Annotated in this window: 24 protein-coding genes; 12 read left to right on the top strand and 12 right to left on the bottom strand. The window is 60.0% G+C overall.

Annotated features, from left to right (window positions below; translation table 11 throughout):
- Positions 1-19: 19 nt before the first annotated feature.
- The 11 genes from H8S62_RS08620 to H8S62_RS08670 form a co-directional block, all read right to left on the bottom strand.
- Entirely contained in the window at positions 20-964 is a 945-nt protein-coding gene (locus H8S62_RS08620; RefSeq protein ID WP_186919027.1) for a helix-turn-helix domain-containing protein, read from the bottom strand.
- A 117-nt stretch (positions 965-1,081) separates the two neighbouring features.
- A complete protein-coding gene (tsaA, locus tag H8S62_RS08625) occupies positions 1,082-1,546 on the bottom strand; it encodes a tRNA (N6-threonylcarbamoyladenosine(37)-N6)-methyltransferase TrmO (RefSeq protein WP_186919028.1) in 465 nt (154 codons plus the stop codon).
- A gap of 15 nt (positions 1,547-1,561) precedes the next feature.
- Positions 1,562-2,266 (bottom strand): tRNA (N6-threonylcarbamoyladenosine(37)-N6)-methyltransferase TrmO, encoded by a 705-nt coding sequence (gene tsaA, locus H8S62_RS08630; RefSeq protein WP_186919029.1) that lies wholly within the window; start codon positions 2,264-2,266, stop codon positions 1,562-1,564.
- Between the two features lie 327 nt (positions 2,267-2,593).
- Positions 2,594-3,109 carry a hypothetical protein gene (locus tag H8S62_RS08635; RefSeq protein WP_186919030.1) on the bottom strand — a complete coding sequence of 172 codons (516 nt, stop codon included), beginning with the start codon at positions 3,107-3,109 and terminating at the stop codon, positions 2,594-2,596.
- 13 nt (positions 3,110-3,122) lie between these two features.
- Positions 3,123-3,476: a hypothetical protein gene (locus tag H8S62_RS08640; RefSeq protein ID WP_186919031.1), complete on the bottom strand. Its 354-nt coding sequence runs from the start codon at positions 3,474-3,476 to the stop codon at positions 3,123-3,125.
- A 194-nt stretch (positions 3,477-3,670) separates the two neighbouring features.
- A complete protein-coding gene (locus tag H8S62_RS08645; protein WP_186919032.1) occupies positions 3,671-4,198 on the bottom strand; it encodes a hypothetical protein in 528 nt (175 codons plus the stop codon).
- Positions 4,195-5,286, bottom strand: coding sequence for a HAMP domain-containing sensor histidine kinase (locus H8S62_RS08650; protein ID WP_341481033.1), 1,092 nt, complete (start codon positions 5,284-5,286; stop codon positions 4,195-4,197). Before H8S62_RS08650 ends, H8S62_RS08645 begins: the two co-directional genes overlap by 4 nt.
- Positions 5,283-5,954 carry a response regulator transcription factor gene (locus H8S62_RS08655; RefSeq protein WP_186919033.1) on the bottom strand — a complete coding sequence of 224 codons (672 nt, stop codon included), beginning with the start codon at positions 5,952-5,954 and terminating at the stop codon, positions 5,283-5,285. The genes H8S62_RS08650 and H8S62_RS08655 overlap by 4 nt, the downstream gene beginning before the upstream one ends.
- The gene (locus H8S62_RS08660) at positions 5,951-6,580 is read right to left on the bottom strand and encodes a hypothetical protein (RefSeq protein ID WP_186919034.1); all 630 of its coding nucleotides are present in this window, start codon (positions 6,578-6,580) and stop codon (positions 5,951-5,953) included. Before H8S62_RS08660 ends, H8S62_RS08655 begins: the two co-directional genes overlap by 4 nt.
- A gap of 194 nt (positions 6,581-6,774) precedes the next feature.
- Complete coding sequence (locus H8S62_RS08665) at positions 6,775-7,431, bottom strand: ImmA/IrrE family metallo-endopeptidase (RefSeq protein WP_186919035.1); 657 nt, start codon at positions 7,429-7,431, stop codon at positions 6,775-6,777.
- The gene (locus H8S62_RS08670; protein ID WP_155151332.1) at positions 7,418-7,762 is read right to left on the bottom strand and encodes a helix-turn-helix domain-containing protein; all 345 of its coding nucleotides are present in this window, start codon (positions 7,760-7,762) and stop codon (positions 7,418-7,420) included. Before H8S62_RS08670 ends, H8S62_RS08665 begins: the two co-directional genes overlap by 14 nt.
- A gap of 314 nt (positions 7,763-8,076) precedes the next feature.
- On the opposite strand from H8S62_RS08670, the gene H8S62_RS08675 reads away from it, so the two are divergent.
- The 8 genes from H8S62_RS08675 to H8S62_RS08710 all read left to right on the top strand — a co-directional run bounded on the left by H8S62_RS08675 (position 8,077) and on the right by H8S62_RS08710 (position 14,506).
- On the top strand, positions 8,077-8,517 hold the full coding sequence (locus H8S62_RS08675; protein ID WP_155151329.1) for a hypothetical protein: 441 nt from the start codon (positions 8,077-8,079) through the stop codon (positions 8,515-8,517).
- 2 nt (positions 8,518-8,519) lie between these two features.
- Positions 8,520-9,011, top strand: coding sequence for a hypothetical protein (locus H8S62_RS08680; RefSeq protein WP_155151327.1), 492 nt, complete (start codon positions 8,520-8,522; stop codon positions 9,009-9,011).
- A 72-nt stretch (positions 9,012-9,083) separates the two neighbouring features.
- Positions 9,084-9,557 carry a hypothetical protein gene (locus H8S62_RS08685; RefSeq protein WP_155151324.1) on the top strand — a complete coding sequence of 158 codons (474 nt, stop codon included), beginning with the start codon at positions 9,084-9,086 and terminating at the stop codon, positions 9,555-9,557.
- Positions 9,554-10,120 carry a Gp15 family bacteriophage protein gene (locus tag H8S62_RS08690; protein WP_155151321.1) on the top strand — a complete coding sequence of 189 codons (567 nt, stop codon included), beginning with the start codon at positions 9,554-9,556 and terminating at the stop codon, positions 10,118-10,120. Before H8S62_RS08685 ends, H8S62_RS08690 begins: the two co-directional genes overlap by 4 nt.
- Positions 10,121-10,142: 22 nt before the next feature.
- Positions 10,143-12,158, top strand: a complete 2,016-nt coding sequence (locus H8S62_RS08695) for a phage tail protein (protein WP_186919036.1) — start codon at positions 10,143-10,145, stop codon at positions 12,156-12,158.
- A gap of 12 nt (positions 12,159-12,170) precedes the next feature.
- The gene (locus H8S62_RS08700; protein WP_186919037.1) at positions 12,171-12,536 is read left to right on the top strand and encodes a hypothetical protein; all 366 of its coding nucleotides are present in this window, start codon (positions 12,171-12,173) and stop codon (positions 12,534-12,536) included.
- 4 nt (positions 12,537-12,540) lie between these two features.
- Positions 12,541-13,233 carry a hypothetical protein gene (locus tag H8S62_RS08705; protein WP_186919038.1) on the top strand — a complete coding sequence of 231 codons (693 nt, stop codon included), beginning with the start codon at positions 12,541-12,543 and terminating at the stop codon, positions 13,231-13,233.
- Positions 13,226-14,506 carry a hypothetical protein gene (locus H8S62_RS08710; RefSeq protein ID WP_186919039.1) on the top strand — a complete coding sequence of 427 codons (1,281 nt, stop codon included), beginning with the start codon at positions 13,226-13,228 and terminating at the stop codon, positions 14,504-14,506. Before H8S62_RS08705 ends, H8S62_RS08710 begins: the two co-directional genes overlap by 8 nt.
- Position 14,507: 1 nt before the next feature.
- Here the strand turns inward: H8S62_RS08710 and H8S62_RS08715 are convergent, their stop codons facing one another.
- Positions 14,508-15,233, bottom strand: a complete 726-nt coding sequence (locus tag H8S62_RS08715; protein ID WP_186919040.1) for a stalk domain-containing protein — start codon at positions 15,231-15,233, stop codon at positions 14,508-14,510.
- Positions 15,234-15,306: 73 nt separating this feature from the next.
- Between H8S62_RS08715 and H8S62_RS08720 the strand changes: the two genes are divergently transcribed.
- Genes H8S62_RS08720 through H8S62_RS08735 form a run of 4 tightly spaced genes read left to right on the top strand, consistent with a single transcriptional unit; the run spans position 15,307 to position 21,278 of the window.
- Positions 15,307-16,449, top strand: coding sequence for a radical SAM/SPASM domain-containing protein (locus tag H8S62_RS08720; RefSeq protein WP_186919041.1), 1,143 nt, complete (start codon positions 15,307-15,309; stop codon positions 16,447-16,449).
- Entirely contained in the window at positions 16,439-17,260 is an 822-nt protein-coding gene (locus H8S62_RS08725; RefSeq protein ID WP_186919042.1) for a fibronectin type III domain-containing protein, read from the top strand. Before H8S62_RS08720 ends, H8S62_RS08725 begins: the two co-directional genes overlap by 11 nt.
- A gap of 9 nt (positions 17,261-17,269) precedes the next feature.
- Positions 17,270-17,443, top strand: coding sequence for a hypothetical protein (locus H8S62_RS08730; protein ID WP_155152138.1), 174 nt, complete (start codon positions 17,270-17,272; stop codon positions 17,441-17,443).
- Entirely contained in the window at positions 17,421-21,278 is a 3,858-nt protein-coding gene (locus H8S62_RS08735) for a cell envelope integrity protein TolA (protein ID WP_186919043.1), read from the top strand. The genes H8S62_RS08730 and H8S62_RS08735 overlap by 23 nt, the downstream gene beginning before the upstream one ends.
- Positions 21,279-21,281 lie beyond the last annotated feature (3 nt).

Consider the following 21,281-nt stretch of genomic DNA (forward strand, 5'->3'; position numbering starts at 1 on the left):
ATTTTTTCTGCCGCGGTTATTATAACACCGCATCGTTGCCATGGTCCCATGCCTCGCCCAAAAGGGCTTCAGCCCCCTGCTCCAGGGACATTTTGTGTTTTTTCCCGCTGCGCCGGCCCAGCCAGAGGAAGAGGACGCCCAGAGCCAGCAGCGCCGCGCAGCTGCTCACGTTGCTGACCGCCTGAATCGCATCGTTCTTGGGAATCCAGTAGTCGGGATAGATTAGGGGGATGGGCAGATTGCTGGACAGGCCGTTGATCAGAATATTCAGCGGTGCGCCGAGGATGGCGGCCGCTGCGCCCACAAACCACTTGCTCATCCGGGTAAAGGTGTGCAGCAGCGTCGGCACCCAGACCCAGGTCAGAGCCACGCCCAGTATGGGCATGGCGGGCGCGGGGTACCAGAGCGCGCTGTCCGGGATCACCGCCTGGATGGTCCACAGCAGCAGGGGCGTCAGTACGGTGGCGGCCGCCGCGGCCCAGAACACCCGCCGCCTTTTGAGGCAGAGGAAGGAGAAGCCCACGCCCCAGCCCAGCAGACAGCTCACCAGCACGATAAGGGACCAGGTAAAGCCGCCGCTGAGAATGCCATCGCAAAGCGCACAGACGAAGACCGCCACTGCCAGCGCAGCCGTGTAGATCGCCATCACCACCGAGGCGGCCCGGAAGCGCCGCTGCTTCTCCGCCTTCTGTGCATATTCCAGGGTGTCCTGCACCACCCGCTCGGGGGCCGGACACTCCGCCCCGGCCGCGCTTTCCCGCGCCCCGGTCAGCAGCTCCCGCTCGGTGACGCCCAGCGCCCGGGCCAGGTCCGACAGGATGGTAATATCCGGGTAGCTCAGCCCCCGCTCCCATTTGGAGACGGCCTTATCCGTCACGTTCAACTGCTCCGCCAGCTCCCGCTGGGTCAGGCCCCGTTCCTTCCGCATCCCGCAGATGAAGGAGCCGGTCTTCTGTTGGTCCACACTGCCACGTCCTTTCCAGCTCATTGTACCTTGGCAGGGGACGAAAGGCAAGGAACCGCTGCGCTTCCGGCGGTAAACCAGCGGTAGAGCGCCCGGAGGGCAAGGGGTCCGGGCGGCTTAGTACTTGTTTCCAGCCGCCCGGGACGCCTCGTAACTCCCGGGCCAATCCCCATGCCACGCGGGCTCGCGGCAGTCCTCCACCCGGTCCAGGCCGGGGGAATAGGGCTTGATATCCACCACCGGCGTGCCGTCCTCCGCGTCGGTCCAGTCCAGGCCGATGCGGCCCCGGCCGGCGTCGACAAAGGTGATCTCCGCGGTGGAGAGGGCGATGGGGTTTGGCCTGCAGGGGGAGCGGCTGGCGAAGACCCCCATGGGTCCCGGCGCGGCGCCGTGGGCGGGATGCACCTGGGTCACGCCCCGGTCCGCGGGGTTGTCCCGGCGGCTGAACCACCAGAGGATATGGACATGGCTGTAGTACTCCAGCCCCTTGAGCGCGGGCAGATAGGGGGGCTCCAGCTCCACATAGGGCCCCTCCTCCCCAATTCGGATGGCCCCAATGGGCCGGATACTCAGCGTCTGCATCTGTTCTGCCTCCTCCTATCTCATTTCTCCGCCGCCGGGGACCACGTCCACCACGGTGAGGGTCTCCCCCGCCACGGTGAAGCGGACGTCCACGCCGCCGAAGCTCAGGCCGTAGACCCGTCCGGGATCGCTTTGGTAGCCGGGTCTGGGGTCGCATGCCAGAACCCCCCGCAGGGCCTCCCCCCGCCCCGCGGGCACCCGCTCCAGGCAGCCGGGGGCGAAGACCACCCGCAGCCGCTCTCCCGCCGGGGCGGAGGCGAAGCCGCCCACGGCGTCCGGACGGCAGTCGGCGTAGGGCAGGTAGGGCTTAATGTCGAAAATAGGGGTGCCGTCCATCAAATCCGCCCCGGCCACCCGGAGCACCGGCCCCCGGGGCGTGCGGAGGTCGACGCCCGCCAGGCGCACGCAGGAGAGGCCGATGGCGTTGGGCCGGAAGGGGGAGCGGGTGGCGAAGACCCCCATCCGCTCGTTCCCGCCCAGGCGGGGCGGGCGGACCGTGGGGGACCAGTCCTCCCGGACGGCACGGGAGAACTGCCACAGAAGCCAGATGTGGGAGAAGCCCTCCAGCCCCCGCAGGGCCTCGGGCACGCGGTACTCCGGGGCGAAGACCACGGTCCCCTCCAGCTCGTCCACCAGGCCGCTCTGCCGGGGAATACCGAATTTGGTGGAGAAGTCCGTATGAATCCGGGCAATGATTTTCATGGGGGCCGTCTCGGCCATGCTGTCCGCCTCCCACCGTGGTCGTGAATGACTGTCTCAAGAAGTATACCCCATTCCGGCGGAGCGGGCAAGCGCAAAAGTGCCCGCGGCTCAGCTCAGCCGCGGGCATTCGGCGCCGGAAAGGCCTGAAATACGGTATTAAGGCCGGGAATCGTACTTTTTGGATTCCGCGGCGGCCACACCGAAAACAGCGGCGGCGGCCAGGGCGGCCAGAATCAGCAGCTTGAGCATTCTCCCTCTCCTTTCATCCATTCTTCAGCAAATGCGCTCTGCCTGGGCGGGAACGCCGCAGGAGGGCGGCGGCCGGGAGAATCTTCCGCGGCCCCCTCATCCGGCCAGCAGGCCGCTGGCCCGCTCGCAGACGGCGTAGGCCTCGTCGTACTTCCCGTCGATCAGCGGCGCGGCCCGGGCGCTCCTGTCCCTGCGGATTTTGGAGAAGAGCAGGTAGGGGATTACCCAGCCCGCCAGGCCCGGAACGGCCAGGACGATGCTCAGCGGCAGCAGGCCGGCGGTATAGGCAAACACGGACGCAGCCATGAACGCAGTGCCGGCCACGCCCACCGTATAGGCCGCCGCGGAGGCCTTGACGACCTTCGACGCCTCCAGGGACAGGATTTCGCTCATGCAGGCGTCGAACTGGCCCTGCAGGCGGGTCAGTTCCGCCTTGCCGCGGAACTTGCGGTCCCGCTTGAAGCTCAGCGTCACCGCGTCCGGCTTGCCCGCCGGATCACGGGTGCCGTCCAGCTTCCACCCAAAGTTTTCATAGCCGTCGATATAGACCGCCGCCATGCTGCGCTTGACTGTAATGTCCTGATACTCATAGCCCACAAAATGCTCACTCATCGCGTCTTCCTCCTTATTCTCTCATCAAATCGCCGCTCAGGCGCATAATTTCGGCGGCGTACTTCTTTTTGCGTGCATTGGTGATCAGGGCGTAGACGGGGTACGCGAGCAGGGCCGCGGCCAGGCCGGGGATGCCCAGGGCCAGCCCCGGGGCCATATTGCCCCACACCATGACCTGGGCCATACCCGCACCCATCACCAGCGCACCCACAACGCCCAGGACGCTGGCAGTTATCTTGCCGGGCGCCTTTACCTTGCTGTCCAGCCTGCGCAGCTTATCAATCTTGTTGTCCTCCCGGCGGATGTACTGGCGGCGGATGCTCTCCGCCCTTTTTTGGTCCTGGGCGGCGGCGTTACAATCGTTCATTATAGATTCTCCTTTATTCTCTGTTTGGAGCGTTTGCCCCGGTTCATGATGTGATTCTACCGCGTCTTTGTTTGCGGATTGCTTGGGTTGTGTTTCCGCCATATTAATTTAATAACTCATAAAACCGCCTGAGACGGCGGGGGTATAAAAACCCGGCGGCCTATGAAGGCCGCCGGGTCTTTATGCCCGTGTTTTCAGAGCAGCTTTACGCCTTTTTCGCAGATTTCGTAGATTTCATCGTATTTTACCTCAATCAGGGGCGTTATACGGGCCGTTTCCCGCGCAACCAGCCGCCGATGGAGAAAATAGGGGAGAATCCACCCCAAAAGACCGGGTACGGCCAGCAGGACGCACAGCCAGACAACCGGCGGCTCGTGGGTGACGGCAAAGGTGGAGCCCGCCATGAAAGCGGTGCCCGCCAGCCCCACCCCCAGCGCCCAGGCAGAGGCGGAGGCGGTCTTGGCCCGCTCCAGCGCCCGAATCTCCCCGGCGCAGGCCTCAAAATGCCGCTGGAGGCGGGTCAGCTCCGCCTTGTTGGCGATCTTCCGATCCCGCTTGAGGTGGAGTTTCCCCTGGCGCACCTCCGCTGAGGAGCGGTTTTCGTCCGGGACCCAGCCGAAGCTCCGGTAGCAGTCCAGGTACCGGGACGCCTCGCCCCCGGCAGCCACCTCCAGGTATTCACAGCCCACGAAGCCGGCGGCGGATTTTTTCAATTCACTCACGGCAGCTCCCCCTCCCCCCGCCGACGGATCGGGAGCTGGACGGTAAAGGAGCTCCCCGCCCCGGCGGCGCTGCGGACGGTAATGGTCCCCTCGGAGAGCTCCAGGATGCGCCGTACCAGGGCCAGGCCCAGCCCGTTGCCCTCGGCGGCGTGGGAGGTGTCCCCCTGGTAGAACTGGTCGAAAATATGCGTCAGGGTCCCCTCGCCCATGCCGCAGCCGGTATCGGCCACGGTCACCGTCACCTCGTCTTCCGCAGAGGTCTGGGTGAGGGTGACGGTCCCGCCGGTGGGCGTGAATTTCACCGCATTGGAGAGCAGATTGGTCCACACCAGCTCCAGCAGGCCGGGGTCGGCGTCGATGACCGCCCGGTCCTCGATCTCCGCCGCGAACGTGATCCCCTTCTTCTCCCAAGCCTCCTCAAACTGCAGCGCGCACTCGCAGAGCTGGCGGCACAGGTCAAAGGGCTCCGGCACGGGCTGAATCGCCTGCTTTTCCAGCTTGTTCAGCTTGAGCATGTTGGTAATGAGGCTGGAGAGCCGCCGGGAGGACTGTAAAATGGCATCCGCGTACTCCCTCCGCCGTTCTCCGGGGAGGTTCTCTTGCTGCAGCAGCTCCGCGTAATTCTGGATGACCGCCAGGGGGGTCTTGATCTCATGGGATACGTTGGAGAAAAAGTCGGTCTTCAGGGTCTCAATGCTGCCCAGCTCCTCCACCATCTTGTTGAAGTCGGTCAGTATGACGTCCAGATGGTCCATCCGGTCCGCGGTGTGGCGGGGCGGCACATAGACGGAAAAATCGCCGTTGGCCACCCTGTGCGCCGCCTGGGCGAACATCTCCATCGGTTTTTGGTAGCGGCTGTTAATCTGGTAGCGCGTCCACAGGGTAAACGCGGCGGAGACCGCGCCCCAGAACACCACCACCCCCACGTACAGCCCCGCAGGCAGGGCTGCGATATCCACGTAGTCGCCGACGAGCTGCATCTGGAGAGTAGTGCAAAGGGCAAAGACCACGAACGTGATGGCGAAGACGGACAGGGGGAAAACCCCGGTCTTGATCCGCTGGTCCCCGGAGACGGCCTTCCTTCTCACAGCAGCACCGCCTTGTACCCCAGACCCCGGACGGTCACGATTTGGAATCCCCGGCAGGCGGAGAACTTGTCCCGCAGCTTTGTGACATAGACGTCCACCGCCCGCAGGCCGGTATCGCTCTCCACGCCCCAGAACTCGTCCATGAGCTGGGCCCGGGAGAAGGTCTTGTTCGGGTAGGAGAGAAGCTTATAGAGAATATTGAACTCCCGGGTGGTCACGGGGATCTCCGCCCCGTCCGCCGCAGCCGTCATGGCGTCGGCGTCCAGCACCAGACTGCCCACGGCGAGCTTCCGCTCCGATTCGATATTGGCCCGGCGCAGCAGGGCCCGGACCCGCAGCAGCAGCTCGTCCAGCTCCACGGGCTTGACCATGTAGTCGTCAATCCCCAGGCGGAAGCCCTTCTGCTTGGCGGGCAGGTCGTCCCGGGCGGACATAAACAGGATCGGGATTTGCCGGTTCATCTGCCGCACGGTCCGGGCAAATTCAAAGCCGTCAATCTCCGGCATCATAATGTCGGAGATAATCAGCTCGTAAAGGTGGTTATACATCTCATCATAGGCTGCGTTGGCGTTGAGGCAGCCTTTGGCGTGGAAGCCGCAGTCGTTTAGGTAGGTACAGACGCTCCGGTTGAGCCCGGCGTCATCCTCCACGACGAGAATGTGAGTCATGCTCGCGCCCCCTTCTTTTCAATCCGCAGAATCCGGACAATCATCGCCGCGCCCAGAAGCGTGGCCGCCCCACCCATCAGCACGCCCAGCAGGCCGTTGGCCGCCGGATGGATCTTCGCCCGTCCCGATGCGAAGGATAGGATTGCCGTCTGCGTCAGCACAAGGCAGATGAGGGACGAGGCCAGGTTGAGCATTTTGATCGCGTGGACCAACTGCGTGTGGTTTTTCCTCTCTATGATAACGCCCCGGATGTTCAGCGTCAATTCGGCAAAGGTAACCGCGGCGATCCCCAGCGCGATATACGCGTGGTAGCTGCCGGACTCGGGATAAAAAAAGAGCCGGGCCGAGTAGACTGCATACAGCACGCTGGACACAATGAGAATGACGCCCGAAGCCTTGTAGTACCGGTACTGCTCCCGGTCCGACTCCGATTTTACAATGCCGGCCAGGGCGACGCATTTGGCCGTCACCATCCCGAAGGTATAAAGCGCGCTGACACAGGGGAACAGGGACAGGGACGAGAGCCCCATGGCCAGCTTTCCCACGCCCACAGCCGTGTTCCCCAGGCAGGCAGCGCCGGTGATGTGGATGGACCGGCCCGCCCGCTCTGCCGCCCTGCGGCTCATGTGCCTTGCCGCCCCCGGAAGCCGCTTTCCCCCGTCCACGTCCCCAATCCCCCGCTTCGTTTTTACCGATATTATACAGGGTCTTTGTTGGGCGATTGTTAAAGATTTGTTTGAAAATTGTTAATCGGTTCATAAACAAGAGCGCGGAGAGAGTGGACGTCCACTCTCTCCGCGCTCTTTTAAGGATTGACCCATTATCCGTCCTGCCGGGACGTTGCGGCCTTCTGTCCGCGCCGCCAGGCCGCCTCATAGGCGCGCAGATTGGTCCGGGACTGTGGCAGGGGGGCGAATTGATAGGCCATATTCCGCTCAATCTCATCCCGGTATTTGATGAATACCTCCTGCCGCACCCTGGCGCAGGGCAGCGTGATTTGGCAGATCTCAGCCAGACTCCGGGGCGTCAGAAACCGCTCGTAGGTATAGTAAAATTTGGGGGGGCAGACGAGAAGGCCCGCGCCCAGGCGGGCCTCCTCGTCATATTGGGCGTATTTCTCCGCGTCATAGGCCTGGGAGAAGATATTAAAAGCCGCGTCGGCGGTATGGCCGTAGACCATGTGCGCCAGCTCCTCGCAGATAGTGAAGCGGACGCGGCCCGCGGGGAGTCCGTCGTGATAAGCGATGCGGTGGCGGTCTCCGTGGGCATTCACCGCGCCGTCCCTGTTGCCCCAGATGGAAAAGACCTCCTGCTCCGTAAGGCCGGTCTCCCGTACGATTTGGGAGAGGGGCACAAGCTCCACCCCCGCCCTGGCGCACAGCGCCCCAATGTCCAGGGGGACCGTGTTCACCCGGTTGGCCCGCATGAAGCGGAGCATCTCCGAGTAGAGCTGCTGCCGGCGCTCAGGCGTCGTCATTGCCGAAGGCCTCGGGAAACATATACTGGGCATATTTTCGCAGATTTTCCGCCTGCTCGGGGGTCATCTTCCTGCCGGCCCGGGCAATCATGCGGATATCGGTATTTTCAATCCCGCGCTCATCATAGAGGCCCGCCTGCTCGTCGCCGAGCAGATAGTCCACACTGACGCCGAAATAGGCTGCGATTTTGTTGAGGGTCTCTCCCTGGGGCATAGCCCCTGTCTTCTTCCACTTTGTTGCAATCGAATTGCTCAGGCCCATGTCCTCCGCAGCCCGCTTGCAGCTGACGCCCTTCTTCTCGCACAGCGTCTTAAAGACGTCAAAGAACACAATTACCCACTCTCCTTTTTGTACAAAACATGTATTCTAACTTTAGTTATCTTTTCCCCTTGCACAACTAACTATAATACGCTATACTGTATTTGTGGCTAACCCAAGTTATCTTATCCGGTCTGTCTACCGGCTTTACCAGCAGTCGGGCTCTCCTCTTGTTGTACACCCATTGTACCCCGATAGCTAACTAAAGTCAACTATTATATTGAAGGAGGTTAGTTTTTTGCCCATCAGCATCCCAAATTGGGAGCATTACGCGGCCAGATGGGACCGGAATGGGGATGCTGGAAAAGCAGAAACGGAGATAAGCGATGGCAATGTTGGAACGGGTCCGGGAGTGGCTGGAGACCTATCCGGGGATGGCGCGGCTGTCCGGCTTTGAGGTGGACGAGCTGGGGACGGCGGCGGACTGCGGGGGGCTGTTTCCCCAGGGGCTGACCGAGGTGGAGCGCAGAGAGGACATTCTGGGAAATGTGGAGGTCCTGAACGAGTACCGATTTTCCCTCCGCTGCGTATTCGGCAGGACGCCGGATGGCGGCGGCGCGGAGGCGAATGCGCAGTGGGTGCTGGCGTTTCAGGACTGGGTGCAGGAACAGAGCGCCCGGGGGACGGCGGCGCAGCTCGGCGGCGAGGGAACGCAGCAGGGGACGGCAAGGGCTGAGAAGGGCGCGCTGTCCCAGAATTCGGAGGATGGGACCGCTACCTACGAGGTGGCGCTCACCATAAAATTCAAAAAAAGGTATGAGGTGTAATTATGGCAAAAATCGAGAGAAAGTATCTGGCGCACTACATCAACGCATCCACTGACGGCGAGGCCGCCTACGTGCGGCTGGGCAGGGATCTGGAGGAGTACAGCCCCGAGCTGGCCGCAAACGTGGAGAAGAAGGGCAACATCCTGGGCGAGACCTCGGTCCTGGTGACCAAGTACGAGAAGAGCGGCACCGTGGAGCCCTACTACGCCGAGAAGGGCGACCCCCTCTTTGAGCGGCTCCAGGCCATCATTGACGGCGGGCTGGTCCTGGACGACTGCAATACCGACGTTGTGGAGGTCAAGCTCTGGGAGGCCGAGACCTCCGGCGCATTTCCCGCCACCCGGGAGAAGGCCGTCATTGAGGTCTCCAGCTACGGCGGCGACAACACCGGCTATCAAATTCCCTTCAACATCCACTACACCGGCGAGAAGGAAAACGGCACCTTCAATCCCAGCACCAAGGCCTTTACCGCGGCCGTCAGTCCCGCCAAGTAAGGCCGCGCCCGGGCGCGGCACACAGCGGCGCGGGGGCAAGCCCCCCGCGCCAATTAAAACAGGAGGTTTATCATGGCGGAAAAACTGGTATTTGACGACGGCGTAAAAGAATTCGAGGTAAACGGCCGGGAGCTGCTGCGTTTTAATCCCACCGATCTCAACGTGTACCACCGATTTTTTGAGGTCGCCGAGGAACTGCCCGCCCTGGAGCGGGAGTATATGGCGGCCACAAGGGAGACGCCCGGGCCGGTGGGCGAGGACGGCTTTGCCGGCGCGGGCGAGGCGCTGAGGGTTATGCGCGCCTTCGACGCGAAAATTAAGGAGCGGCTGTCCTATGTATTCGGGGCGGAAAACGACTTTGACCGCATTGTCGGCGGCGTGAACCTGATGGCCGTGGGTAAAAACGGGGAGCGTATCGTGACCAATGTCATCACCGCCCTGCAGCCCATCCTGGAGGAGGGCGTGGCGCAGCACCGCAAGGAGGCCGCGGATCGCGCGGTGGCAGAGGCCAAGGCCCGCCGGGTTCAGCGCGGGGAACATACTTGACCGCGTGGGATCTGCCGCTCTCGCTTGAAGTCGGAGGGCGGGCATACCGCGTCAATGCCGACTACCGGGATATTCTGGACCTGATGGCCCGGCTGAACGGCCCGGAGGAGGACGAACGCACCCGCCTCTATATCGCGCTGGCCCTCTTTTACGAGGATTTGGCGCAGATGCCGCAGGAGGACTACGGGGAGGCTGTCCGGCGGATGTTCTGGTTTATCAACGGGGGCAGGGACGAGGCCCCCGCCCGTCCGCAGCCCAAGGTCATCGACTGGGAGCAGGACGGCAGTCTCATCGTGGCGGACGTGAATCGGGTGGCCGGGTGCGAGGTGCGCTCGCTGCAGTTTTGTCACTGGTGGACCTTCCTTGCGTGGTTCCAGGGGATCGGGGAGGGGCAGCTCTCCACGGTGGTCTCCATCCGGGAAAAGCGCAGAAGGGGTAAAAAGCTGGAGGCATGGGAGCGGGAATTCTATCAGGAGCACCGGGAAATGGTGGATTTTAAAAAGAGGTATACCGACGAGGAGCGGGAGGAGCAGGAGCGGCTGAAGCGGCGTTTGGGCGAATAAGCACAAAGAGAGAAGATGAAGTATGGCAGATGGATCAATCAATGTTGATACAAAAGTAAATGCAGATACGGCAAAAAAGCAGTCCAAAGAGGCCTCCGGCGCATTGGGCGGCCTGGAGAAGGTCGTAAAGAGCTTAGGTAAGTCCATCAGCTCCGCTTTTTCATGGAAAAATCTCGTTGACTTCGGAAAAGAATCGCTGACTGCGGCGGGGGCCGCTGACGTATACGCCACTCAGATTGCTGATTTAAATACCGCTTTTCTCGGGCTTCAGACTACGTTCGGCAATGCCCTGATTCCTGCACTGGGAGAGGCCTTGCCCTGTGTGGACACCGTTATTCAGGCACTGACTAAACTCGCTGAAGTGGTCGACAAAATACAGCCGGGCCTGATTTGGCTATGGGATAATTTCTTTGAGCCCATTGTGGAATGGACCGGCGGCGTGGTCATCAGCGTGCTGGAGGGCCTTATTGACGTGTTAGACAACGTTGCAGACTGGTGCAGCAAAAACGAGCCTGCCGTCCGGGCGATGGCAATCGCCGTGGGCGTATTCGCAGCAGCTTGGGCTGCGGTGGAGCTTGGCAAATTCGTAATCAATGCAGGCGGCGTTGCCTCCATGCTCAAGTCTCTTACCAAAAGCATCAATGACGCAACTTTGGCCAAACTCAAGGACAACGCTGAGACAGTGAAGCTTGTTGCCATGTATGCCAAAGACTTTGCGGTGTCCCTTGCCAAAAATATTGTAAATCTAGCGAAAGAAGCCGCCGCATGGATTGCATCTACTGCGGCAAAAATCGCCAATACTGTAGCACAGGCAGCGATGACCGCCGCAACGGCTGCGTGGAATGTGGTCTGTACGGTTGCGTCTGCAGTCACGACTGCCTTTGGTGCGGCTGTTGCATTTTTGACCTCGCCAATCGGCATCGTGCTCCTCGCGATTGGAGCGCTTATTGCAATCGTAGTCCTTTTAGTCACCCACTGGGAAGAAATCAAAGCCGCAGCTCTCGCCTGCTGGGATAAAATTGTTGAGGTTTGGGGTGTGGTAAGCCAATGGTTCAGCGAAAATGTCATCGCACCGATTGTTGATTTTTTTACCGGGCTGTGGGAGACCATCAGCGGCGCAGCAGGCCTTGCCTGGGAGACAGTCTGCGGGGTGTGGACAGCCGTATCCGAGTGGTTTGATCTCAATGTTATTCAGCCGTTGACCACGTTCTTCTCCGGGCTCTGGGAGGGAATCAGCGGCGCGGCATCCTCGGTCTGGGACGCTATCTGCGGAGTATGGGCGGCCGTGTCCGAATGGTTTGATACAAACGTGATCCAGCCGGTATCCACCTTTTTCTCCGATCTCTGGGACGGCATCAGCAGCGCGGCATCCTCAGTGTGGGACACGATCTGCGGGGTATGGGAAACGGTATCGGAATGGTTTGACCTTAACGTTGTTCAGCCGGTGGCCACATTTTTCTCCGGCTTATGGGAGGATATCGGCAATGCCGCCAGCGGCGCCTGGGACGGAATCAAGGAGACCTTTCAGGCCGTTGCAGCCTGGTTTGACGAGCACGTGATTTCCCCCGTCAGGACGGGTTTCAAGGACTTTATCAATGGCCTCATAAGGGGCGTTGAATCCTTTATTAACTTCTTCATTCGCGGCATCAACTCCATTATCAGCGGAATTAACAGTATCGGCTTTAAACTGCCGGACGTTTTGGGCGGGGCACATGTCGGCTTTCATATCCCTCAGATTTCGGAGATTTCACTGCCCCGTCTTGCCGCCGGCGCGGTGATCCCGCCCAACCGGGAATTCATGGCGGTGTTGGGCGACCAGCGGCACGGAAACAACATTGAGGCGCCGGAGCGCCTGCTGCGGCAAATAGCCCGTGAGGAGGCAGGCTCCTACGAGATCGTCGCCGAACTGCGGGAAATCCTGGCCGCCGTCCGGGAGGGCAAGGTGATGATGGTGGGCGAGCAGACCCTGGCCAGGGTGGTTTCCAGAGCCATGACCAGCCAGTCCCGGGCCAGAGGCGCGGCGGTCATTCCCGTATGATAGGAGGAACAAATGAGACCTGTTTTTGAAATTGACGGGAAGGACTTTTCGTGGCTCATCGAAGAGGGCGGCATCAAGTGGTCCAGAAACGACCTGGACTCGGACAAGAGCGGCCGCACCCTGGACGGAGCCATGCAGCGCAGCCGCATCGGAATCAAACGGAAGCTGTCTGTCACGTGCCTGCGCATGACGACGGAGCAGCTGATGACGCTGAACGCCGCTCTGCTCCCGGCCTTTATCCAGGTGAAATACCTGGACGCAATCGACGGCGTAACCACCAGAACCTTCTACGGCTCCGCCGTGGAGGCGGCCACGCTGGTCTATATCGACGGTGAGACCCACTGGTCGTCCACCGCCTTTGACCTAATCGAGAGGTGACGGTATGAAAGCCACATCGGCACTATACAAATCCCTGCTGGCCGACAAAAACCATGCAACGGAAATCAAGGCGGTCATCGCGGGCAGGGAGTACGGCCAGGATCGGATCGCGTCCTGCTGCGTCACCGGGGGACTGTTCGCGGAGAGCGGATGGTCCATCGGCGGAGCCGTGGCGCGGGAGCTTCAGCTCAAGCTGGCGCCGCTGGGAGATATCCCCCGCATGGGCGAAATACGGCTGTATCTGCGGCTGACCCTGAGCGGGCGGGCAAGCGAATGGCTGCCTGCGGGCGTCTTCTACATCGACACCCGGGCCGAGGAGGCGGTCAGCCATATGCTGACGCTGCACGGCTACGACGCCATGCTGAAGGCCGAGGCCGTCTGGCTGGACCCGACTCAGGACGCGGGTGAGTGGCCTATGGCCATGCGCACCGCCGTGAACCGGATTGCCGCGCGCATGGGGGTGGAGGTGGACCCGCGCACCTCCATCCTCCCGTATACGGTTGAGTACCCCAACGACTACACCATGCGGGAGGCGCTGGGCTTCATCGCGGCGGCACACGGCGGCAACTTTATTATCACCGACGCGGGCAGGCTGCTGCTGCACACCACCGCGGCGCTCCCGGCGGAGACAAATTTTCTGGTGGAGAGCGAAACAGGCGGCGCTATTTTATTGGGGGAGGTGAGGCTTCTTGTCTGACAGAGTATACGTGGGCCGAAAGCTGGGTGAGTTTGAGAGCAGCCCGGCCTTCGAGCCGGTCACCAAGGTAATCCTTTGGTATGACGACGAGAGTTCCTATGCCGCAGGCGACGACGGCGGGCGCGTGCTGGAGCTCACCTGTCCCTGGGCGACCCAGGCCATGGCGGAAAATATCCTGGCGTCGGTTTCCGGGTTTGTGTACCGGCCGTTCAGCGGTACCGGGGCCTTGCTGGACCCGGCGGCGGAGCTGGGCGACGCCGTCACCGTCAACGGCGTATACTCCATGCTCGCAACTATGGATACCAATTTCGACGCGCTGTGCCTCTCCGATATTTCGGCGCCCGCCGACGAGGAGGTCGACCACGAGTACCCCTACCAAAGCCCCCAGGGCCGGGAGCTCAGGCGTAAGGTGAGCCTGGAGCAGAAGTACTACGGCACCAAAATCTCCCGGCGGGAAGGGCTGGTCATCGAGAAGACCGACGGGGACAGCGTGGAGGCCAGGGTGGTCCTGAACGCCGAGAAGCTGGCGTTCTACGACGGGTCCGGGCAGGAACAGCTTTACTTCGACCCGGCGGAGGGCGTCTATAAGTTCCGGGGGGCGCTGAACGTCAATGATAACTTCATCGTGGATAAGCTGGGGAATGTGGTCTCCAATGGCAGTATGACCATCAATGGCAGCCTGATTATGAACGGTTCCGCCAATTGGCTCCAAACACGGTATTCCACAAATAAAAACGCCTCCATACCAAGTCAATGGCAGGAGGCGTGGGACAGCGCGTGGGACAATACTTCAACCCAGGTGTGGGTTATCTATTCCTACAACGGCGGTCAGAACTGGACACAGCCCATGCTTGCCCAGGGCAAGGACGGGGCACAGGGAGAGACCGGCCCACAGGGGAGCGCGGCCAATGTTCCCGCATGGGTAAAGGCGTATACGGATTCCGCGAAGTTCAATTCTCTTGTCACGGACGAGTGGATGGTGACCATGAACCTGTATGGGTCGAAGATTTTCGGCGGTGAATATTGGAATACGGACCAGACACATCGGATGGAGATGGGGAGTGCCGGAAGGTACGGAGTATTCCGCCTGTACAACTTGTTTTATGGGGATGTCCCTTACTTTTCAGTTTCAGACAATGGATTGGGAGAAGTAGAGGTTGTTTGTACAGGAGATACTGTACTCTTCTACGATGGACGCGGTACGGTGAAGCCGAAGGGAATTTGGGACTTTACAGGCGTTGAGACAAATGGATTGACGGCTGTGTTCAAATAAATTAGTTGTTTGGGACCTCGTAGAAATATCCTCCAGAACCATATATTTCAATATCTTTGCTTCTAAAAAATTGGATAGCGTTCACTGCATCAATATACACTGAACCGTTGTAGCTGATGCAACTAATATACCCATTTTTTATTTCCGAAATCAGCTCATCTTTGAACTGGGGAAACTCTGTAAATATCATATCTGATAATAGATAATTTGTACCCATATTAGAGTATTTTCCAGACTTGCTTGTAATCATGCCAGCGTCATACTTCGCGTCGTATTCATTAACTACAATTTTCTCCCCGTCAAAAGAGGCTTGTGGATTTACATAGGAAGTGTAGATGTCTCCGACAAAGGCTGGTGTTTGATAATCACTGACATTTAACTCAGAGTTTCCTGCGGGGACAGCGGTGGTATCAGCGGTCTTACCCACTGTCACGGACCCGGTAGCCCCATCCCATCCGGTCTCTACGTCCAGCAGTTCCGAAATGCGGCGCACGGGGAGGTAGGTGGTACCACCGCCCTTCTCATCGGTATAGGTGATGCTGGCGGGGGCCTGACACCCGTTATCGAGGGTGTAGCCCTCACCCTTGGCGGATATCTGAGTACCGTTGAACATGAGGTTCGAGGCGTTGAAGGTGACAGCGCCGGAGGCGGCGAGGGCGCCGACACCGAGCCCGCCGATTACTGCGGCGGTGAGCATACCCGCGACGAAGGTTGGAATCCGTTTCATTGGGAGACCTCCTTATTATCTTTGAGCAGAGTATAACACACAATTTCCCATTTCACAATGAAAGGAACTCCGCATGGAACTGCCTAAAATCACATCTGCATTTCTCAACCTGACCAACTCCTGCAATCTCACCTGCCGGTACTGCTTCGTGGAGCAGAAGCCGGAGTTTATGACACTCCAGACCGCGAAGGACGCGGCGGACTTCCTGGCCGGGAATGGACAAGCCTCCATCAACTTCTTCGGCGGGGAACCGATGCTGATGTGGGACGAAATTATTGTTCCGCTGACGCTCTATGTCCATGAGAAATACGGCGATGGGTTTCAGCTCTCCATGACCAGCAACGGCACACTTCTGGACCGCGAGAGAGCGGAGTTTATGCGCGGCAATGGAATCGGTCTGCTGTTCTCCATGGACGGCGGCAGGGCCACCCAGGAGCACAACAGGCCCATGAGAAGCGGCGCGTCCAGCTTCGATGCGCTGGAGGAGAAGATACCTGTCATCCTTGAGTATTTCCCCGGCGTGATGTTCCGCTCCACGGTGACGGAGGACACGGCCCAGAGCCTCTATCACGACATCCTGTATGCGGAAGAGAAGGGCTTTAAAGAGTTCTTCACCATGCCGAATTGCTTTGAACCCTGGACGGATACCAGCACCTTGCGGGAACAGCTTCGGCGGTACTCGGAGCACTACATAGATTTCATGCGGCGGGAACGGGACCCTATCTATTTCTCCCAGCTTGAAAAGTATTTTCGCAAGATACTTCTGCGCAATACCGCAATCCAGCGGGAGGAACGGCGGGTATCCGCGAGCTGCGCCGCCTGCGGCAAGTGCGGCCTGGGAGCCGGGAAGTATGCGGGCATCAACATCAATGGGGATATCGTGGCCTGCCAGGAGCTGTTTTCCCACTGTGACGGATTCTCTGCCATTGGCAGCATCTACACCGGCGTGCGCGATGACCTCCGCGTCAAGCTGGCATCGGAGTACGACAGCGCCCCGGCGGTAGGGGATGACTGCGCGTCCTGCCCCTTGGACCGTATCTGCGACGGCGGGTGTGTGGCGAACAACTACCTTCTGAACGGAGATGTCCACAAGGTGCCCGGCATCTATTGCGAGTGGAGCCGGATGCTGTTTGGAGAGGCGGTCTACATCATGGAGACCCTTGGTGGGGAAGAGAACGAGCGTTTCAAAGCGAGGTGGGCCGGATATGTCCGATGAACTGATAAGAATACCGGCATTCCTGGCGGAGGAGACGGGCGATTACGGCATTATGCCGATGTGCGACTTCTGCGCGGAGGTAGCCTGCGAGACCGCCGATATGGAATGCGGGCAAACCTGCGGGCAGTCATGCGGCAGTCAGTGCACAGTGTCTGAATGCAAGCAGAGCTGTTCCCAGGGATGCTCTCAGTGCGGTTCCTGCGAGTCATCCTCTCAGACGGTTTACACCGCCCCGACATTCACCATTACCAACATCACGGAGACCGGAGCCGATATCAATGTAAGTCCTGGCACGGGCTACACCAGATACCGGGTGTTTGCGCGGTTGACTAGCGACCCGGATGATGTGTCCTATGACTGGACATTTAGCGAAACCACCGCATTTACAGCCGAGATGGACAGCCTTGAGCCAAAGACGGAATACACGGTCAATGTCTGCGGCGTGATTGGAAATACCTCCGACAAATGGGCCGGCGCAAAGACATTTACCACGGGCGGCAAGTCAAGGCCCGCAGACTGGTCCTGGTGGTCTGCGGTAGCCGCAGGGAAGCCCATCAGCATCAGCGCGGATGAGTGGAAGGCGTTCTATGACCGTATCGACGCATTCCGCATCTACGCCGGTCAAGGGGCCTGGGGGCTGTACAAGCCTGTCTCCAAGGGTACGGTGATATCTGCGGCAATCGTAAACGAGGTGCGGGCGGCGATCGGGCCGATAACGACAGCCGCCCGGCCCAAGTACATCAACCCCGGCGACCCCATCACAGCGGACTATTTCAACAGCCTGAAAGACTTTTTGAACAGCGTCCCGTAAGGAGGAACTATGGACAAGCAGAAAATTACTCAGTTAGCCACGCAAATTATGCTGGCATCGGAGAGCATCACCGTGGCCGGTGAGCACAACCGGGTCCAGCTCAGCGGCATTTACCGCACAGCCAGTCAGATTATCGCAGAGGCGGGGAAGGAGGAGGAAGATGGCGGACAAATCGATTGTTGAACTCGGCATCGCTCAGCAGATGACCGACGACGCGCTGCTGCCGGTGTATCAGGGCGGCGAGACCAAGAGCATCGAGGGCGCGCTTATCAAGCAGTACGCTAAGGATTCCGTAAGGCAGTATGTGGATGGGGCGAAACAGTCAGCTGATGAGGCGGCTGTCAGCGCCGCCGCAGCGAAGGCAGCCCGCGAGGGCGTGGAGGCTTACGCGGAGCAGGCGGGGCAGTCGGCCACTCAGTCAGCAGGGAACGCGGCAACTGCCCAGGGTGCGGCAACTGCCGCAGATGCGTCCAAGACTGCCGCCGCCGGGAGCGCTACAGCAGCGCAGAAGTCAGCGGCAGACGCCCAGGCCAGCAAGACGGCGGCAGGAAAATCCGAGACCAATGCCGCCGGGTCCGCCACGGCTGCGGACAAGTCCAAGACTGACGCCCAGGCCGCGCAGCGGGCCGCAGAGTCGGCAAAAACGGCTGCCGAGTCCTCGGCCACCCTTGCCGGGGGCAAGGCCGCAGAGGCCGGCCAAAAAGCAACAGAAGCGGGCAATTCTGCTACGGCGGCGGCAGGGTCTGCGGCGGCGGCGGCGAAGTCCAAAACAGACGCAGAGGCCGCGAAGACAGCGGCGCAGACAGCAAAGACCGAAGCTGAGTCGGCAAGGACAGCCAGTGAGACGGCCAAGACCGCCGCGCAGACTGCGCAAGGTAAAGCGGAGGCCGCACGGGATGCGGCAGGGGTTAGCGCGGCAGACGCCGCGGATTCCTCCACCGCTGCCGGTACCAGCGCCACAACAGCCGCCGCCAGCGCTCAAACCGCCATTGCAAAGGCAGGGGAAGCATCCACATCCGCAGGAGCGGCCAAGACCTCCGAGACCAACGCCAAGAAGAGCGAGACGGCGGCAGGGCTGAGCGCGGACGCTGCGGAACAGGCCCGACAGGCTATCGAGGCGCTGGGCGTGCAGGGTGTAACGCTGGCGGCAGGCAGTCAGGTGGCGGTGGAAAAGGTCGTCGCGTCAGACGGAACGGTGACGCTGAAATTCTCAATCCCGCAGGGCGCGAAGGGTGACAAGGGCAGCACGGGCGACCGGGGCGTGTCCATCTCGTCCATCCAGCGGACTGCCGGCAACGGAGCAGCGGGGACCACGGACACCTACACCATTACCCTGAGCGACGGGAGCACGTCCACCTTTGCGGTGTACAACGGCAGGGACGGAGAGGGCAGCGGCGACATGGCAGCCAGCGTGTACGACCCCGCCGGGAAGTCCCGAGACATATTTAAGTATGCGGACGATGCTGCTGTAGAAGCAAAGGCGGCGAGCAGGCCCAGCACATGGAAACCCACACCGTCAGACATCGTGCGCGAGGGGTACACCGCAGCCGGGCTTGACCCGATTGCAGCAGCGATGGTAGGGTCTGCGGCCAGCAACAAGACGTTCGGACTGCCTGCTGAAGCTATCACAGTTGAGTACAGCAACGATGGGGGCGCTACGTGGGAGGACTACGGAGCATCGGATACAGCTAAATTCGGTTTGTTTGCAGAGCTGCGAAACACGCCATTCTATCTCGGCAAACGCTCCGCCACCGTAGCCGCTGACCCGGCAAATGCACAGACTACAGAATCAATGCTGCGGGTCACAATTATTCCAACCGACCGATATACAAGGCTCAATGCAATGTATTGTTGGTTTGGCGCAAACGGGAACCGATGCGAAGCCAAAATTGAGCGGACCACCATTGGGGACAAGACTACATTTACCGCAGTCAAAGACTGGACACGCGTAGAAGGATGGACAGGAGATAATATCATCTATTTCCCCATCGGCAGCTTCGGTGGAGGAGCTAACCAGACATTAAACAACTACGCATACCGCGTGACCTACAGAAACACCGTGATGGGAAGCACAGATGGTGTCGCACGCGTATATGATATTAGGTTTTACGGTGATGCCGTATGGAGTTCTCCATACAATATGGTCAAATACAACCGCCTGTACAAGTGGGACGCCGACCTCACCGCAATCTTTGAGAAGTCCATAAGCGGCGAACAGCTCATATCGCGGGCTGCGGAGGGGACGCCGCCGCTGGTGGTGAGTTCGTCCACTGCCGTACCGAAGCTCAACGCGGACCTCCTGGACGGCCACCACGCGGCGTACTTTACGGAGTATGCGGATAAGGCGCTTTATCAGCAGGCGGTGGACGCGGGCTACACAGGGACCGAGGCGGCGTTTTACGCGGCGCTGGTAACGCTGAAGGATGCGCCGTTTCTGTCGCTGCGGGATGGCGGCGTATGGGTGCCGAACAGGATAAATATCGGGGCAAGCGATGGGTTTGTTTGCCCCGGAATGGAAGCATCCTTTGATGCAGACGGCTCAAATGCGATTATCCAACTCATGGATGGTCCCTCTGATGCCTCGTGTAGGTTGAGAGGGGTTGCCGACCCCACTGAGCCAACCGACGCGGCCCCAAAATCCTATGTGGACGCCGAGACAGCCAAGTGCCTGCCGCTGGCGGGCGGGACGATGACGGGTGACTTGAATATGGCGGGGAACCTAATCATGTTGGATTCCGGGGCTAGTATTTCCGCTGAGAATGAGCTCGTCCGAATATTGGCCGAAGGCGGGAACGGAATTATCGTGGGAGACTGCGCGATACACGAACTTATTGCGCCTGTCGCCGCCCGCGACGCCGCCAACAAGGAGTACGTGGACAGTCTATCCGTCTATGATGTGGTCATCCGCACCCAGGCGGAGTTTGAAAAGCTGATAGCCTCCCCGGACTGGCTGGGGGCGGTGAGCGTGTGCTTCGTGGGGGACGGTGGTACACTGAAATTTACCCGAAGCGACGGGCAGGGCGTCAAGATACCGCAGACGGTCAAGCAGATCCAGGGCATGAACGGGGCCATTATTGAGGTGACTAATTTTTCGAGTACTAGTACTATCAACAAGGCTGCGCTGTGGTATGAGATATTGCCGGATGCAGACGATTACTGGATTAGAGATTTGCTAGTGAATTGCTCCAGTACCAGCGCTGGATCCGGATGTAGCTTCTGCAACTGTACCCAATTAATAAACTGCACCGGCACCAGCAGCAGCGGCGCCGAATCGTACGGCTTCTGTGATTGCACCCAGTTGACTAACTGCACCGGATGCGGCGCCAGCAGCGGCGAATCTGCATACGGCTTCGATAACTGCACCCATCTCACAAACTGCATTGGAATCGCCACCGGCAGCAGCGGCGATGGTTCTTCCTATTGCTTCTGCAATTGCACCCAACTGACTAACTGCACCGGAAAAAGTACCGGCGCCACCTATTGCAACGGTTTTGGGTACTGTACCTGTCTCGCAAACTGCATTGGAACTGCCAGCACAGACGGGTACGGCAGCGACACGGATGCCTGCGGCTTCCGCAGCTGCACTCAACTAACAAACTGCGCTGGGACGGGTACCAGTAGTAGCAGCAGCCGAGGCTACGGCTTCCATAGCTGTAAATACTTAAACGGCTGCAAACAGGGGACTACTGCATCAACTACGGCGCTATATTCAAACTGCACATTTGTAGGGCTGACGGGCGAAAACCAATTGGTCTTCGTCGACAAAACTGTAGCCGTCTCCGCATGGGCTGCAAACAGCACCTACAGCGCCCAGGGGTACGGATTCCGGGCTTCTGTGGCCTGTACGGGCGTGACGGCTTCCCACCGGCCTGACGTGGCCTTCGGGGCGGCTGATTCAGTTGGTGGCAACTTCGCGCCGTTTTGTGATAGCTACGCGGGCGGGGTGTACATCTACTGCAAGACCAAACCGACAGCCACGATTACCATTCCCAGCATCGTTTGTGTAAAGGGGGCGTGAGAG

Origin of the sequence: Lawsonibacter faecis (genome assembly GCF_014287675.1) — a bacterium.
Taxonomy (GTDB): Bacteria; Bacillota; Clostridia; order Oscillospirales; family Oscillospiraceae; genus Pseudoflavonifractor; species Pseudoflavonifractor faecis.

What these genes read in the sequence shown, in the direction of transcription:
- tsaA (WP_186919028.1), bottom strand. Translation starts at nt 1,546, where the DNA reads ATGCAGACGCTGAGTATCCGGCCCATTGGGGCCATCCGAATTGGGGAG.
- tsaA (WP_186919029.1), bottom strand. Translation starts at nt 2,266, where the DNA reads ATGGCCGAGACGGCCCCCATGAAAATCATTGCCCGGATTCATACGGAC.
- H8S62_RS08635 (WP_186919030.1), bottom strand. Translation starts at nt 3,109, where the DNA reads ATGAGTGAGCATTTTGTGGGCTATGAGTATCAGGACATTACAGTCAAG.
- H8S62_RS08640 (WP_186919031.1), bottom strand. Translation starts at nt 3,476, where the DNA reads ATGAACGATTGTAACGCCGCCGCCCAGGACCAAAAAAGGGCGGAGAGC.
- H8S62_RS08655 (WP_186919033.1), bottom strand. Translation starts at nt 5,954, where the DNA reads ATGACTCACATTCTCGTCGTGGAGGATGACGCCGGGCTCAACCGGAGC.
- H8S62_RS08660 (WP_186919034.1), bottom strand. Translation starts at nt 6,580, where the DNA reads ATGAGCCGCAGGGCGGCAGAGCGGGCGGGCCGGTCCATCCACATCACC.
- H8S62_RS08665 (WP_186919035.1), bottom strand. Translation starts at nt 7,431, where the DNA reads ATGACGACGCCTGAGCGCCGGCAGCAGCTCTACTCGGAGATGCTCCGC.
- H8S62_RS08675 (WP_155151329.1), top strand. Translation starts at nt 8,077, where the DNA reads ATGGCAATGTTGGAACGGGTCCGGGAGTGGCTGGAGACCTATCCGGGG.
- H8S62_RS08680 (WP_155151327.1), top strand. Translation starts at nt 8,520, where the DNA reads ATGGCAAAAATCGAGAGAAAGTATCTGGCGCACTACATCAACGCATCC.
- H8S62_RS08685 (WP_155151324.1), top strand. Translation starts at nt 9,084, where the DNA reads ATGGCGGAAAAACTGGTATTTGACGACGGCGTAAAAGAATTCGAGGTA.
- H8S62_RS08695 (WP_186919036.1), top strand. Translation starts at nt 10,143, where the DNA reads ATGGCAGATGGATCAATCAATGTTGATACAAAAGTAAATGCAGATACG.
- H8S62_RS08700 (WP_186919037.1), top strand. Translation starts at nt 12,171, where the DNA reads ATGAGACCTGTTTTTGAAATTGACGGGAAGGACTTTTCGTGGCTCATC.
- H8S62_RS08705 (WP_186919038.1), top strand. Translation starts at nt 12,541, where the DNA reads ATGAAAGCCACATCGGCACTATACAAATCCCTGCTGGCCGACAAAAAC.
- H8S62_RS08715 (WP_186919040.1), bottom strand. Translation starts at nt 15,233, where the DNA reads ATGAAACGGATTCCAACCTTCGTCGCGGGTATGCTCACCGCCGCAGTA.
- H8S62_RS08720 (WP_186919041.1), top strand. Translation starts at nt 15,307, where the DNA reads ATGGAACTGCCTAAAATCACATCTGCATTTCTCAACCTGACCAACTCC.
- H8S62_RS08725 (WP_186919042.1), top strand. Translation starts at nt 16,439, where the DNA reads ATGTCCGATGAACTGATAAGAATACCGGCATTCCTGGCGGAGGAGACG.
- H8S62_RS08730 (WP_155152138.1), top strand. Translation starts at nt 17,270, where the DNA reads ATGGACAAGCAGAAAATTACTCAGTTAGCCACGCAAATTATGCTGGCA.
- H8S62_RS08735 (WP_186919043.1), top strand. Translation starts at nt 17,421, where the DNA reads ATGGCGGACAAATCGATTGTTGAACTCGGCATCGCTCAGCAGATGACC.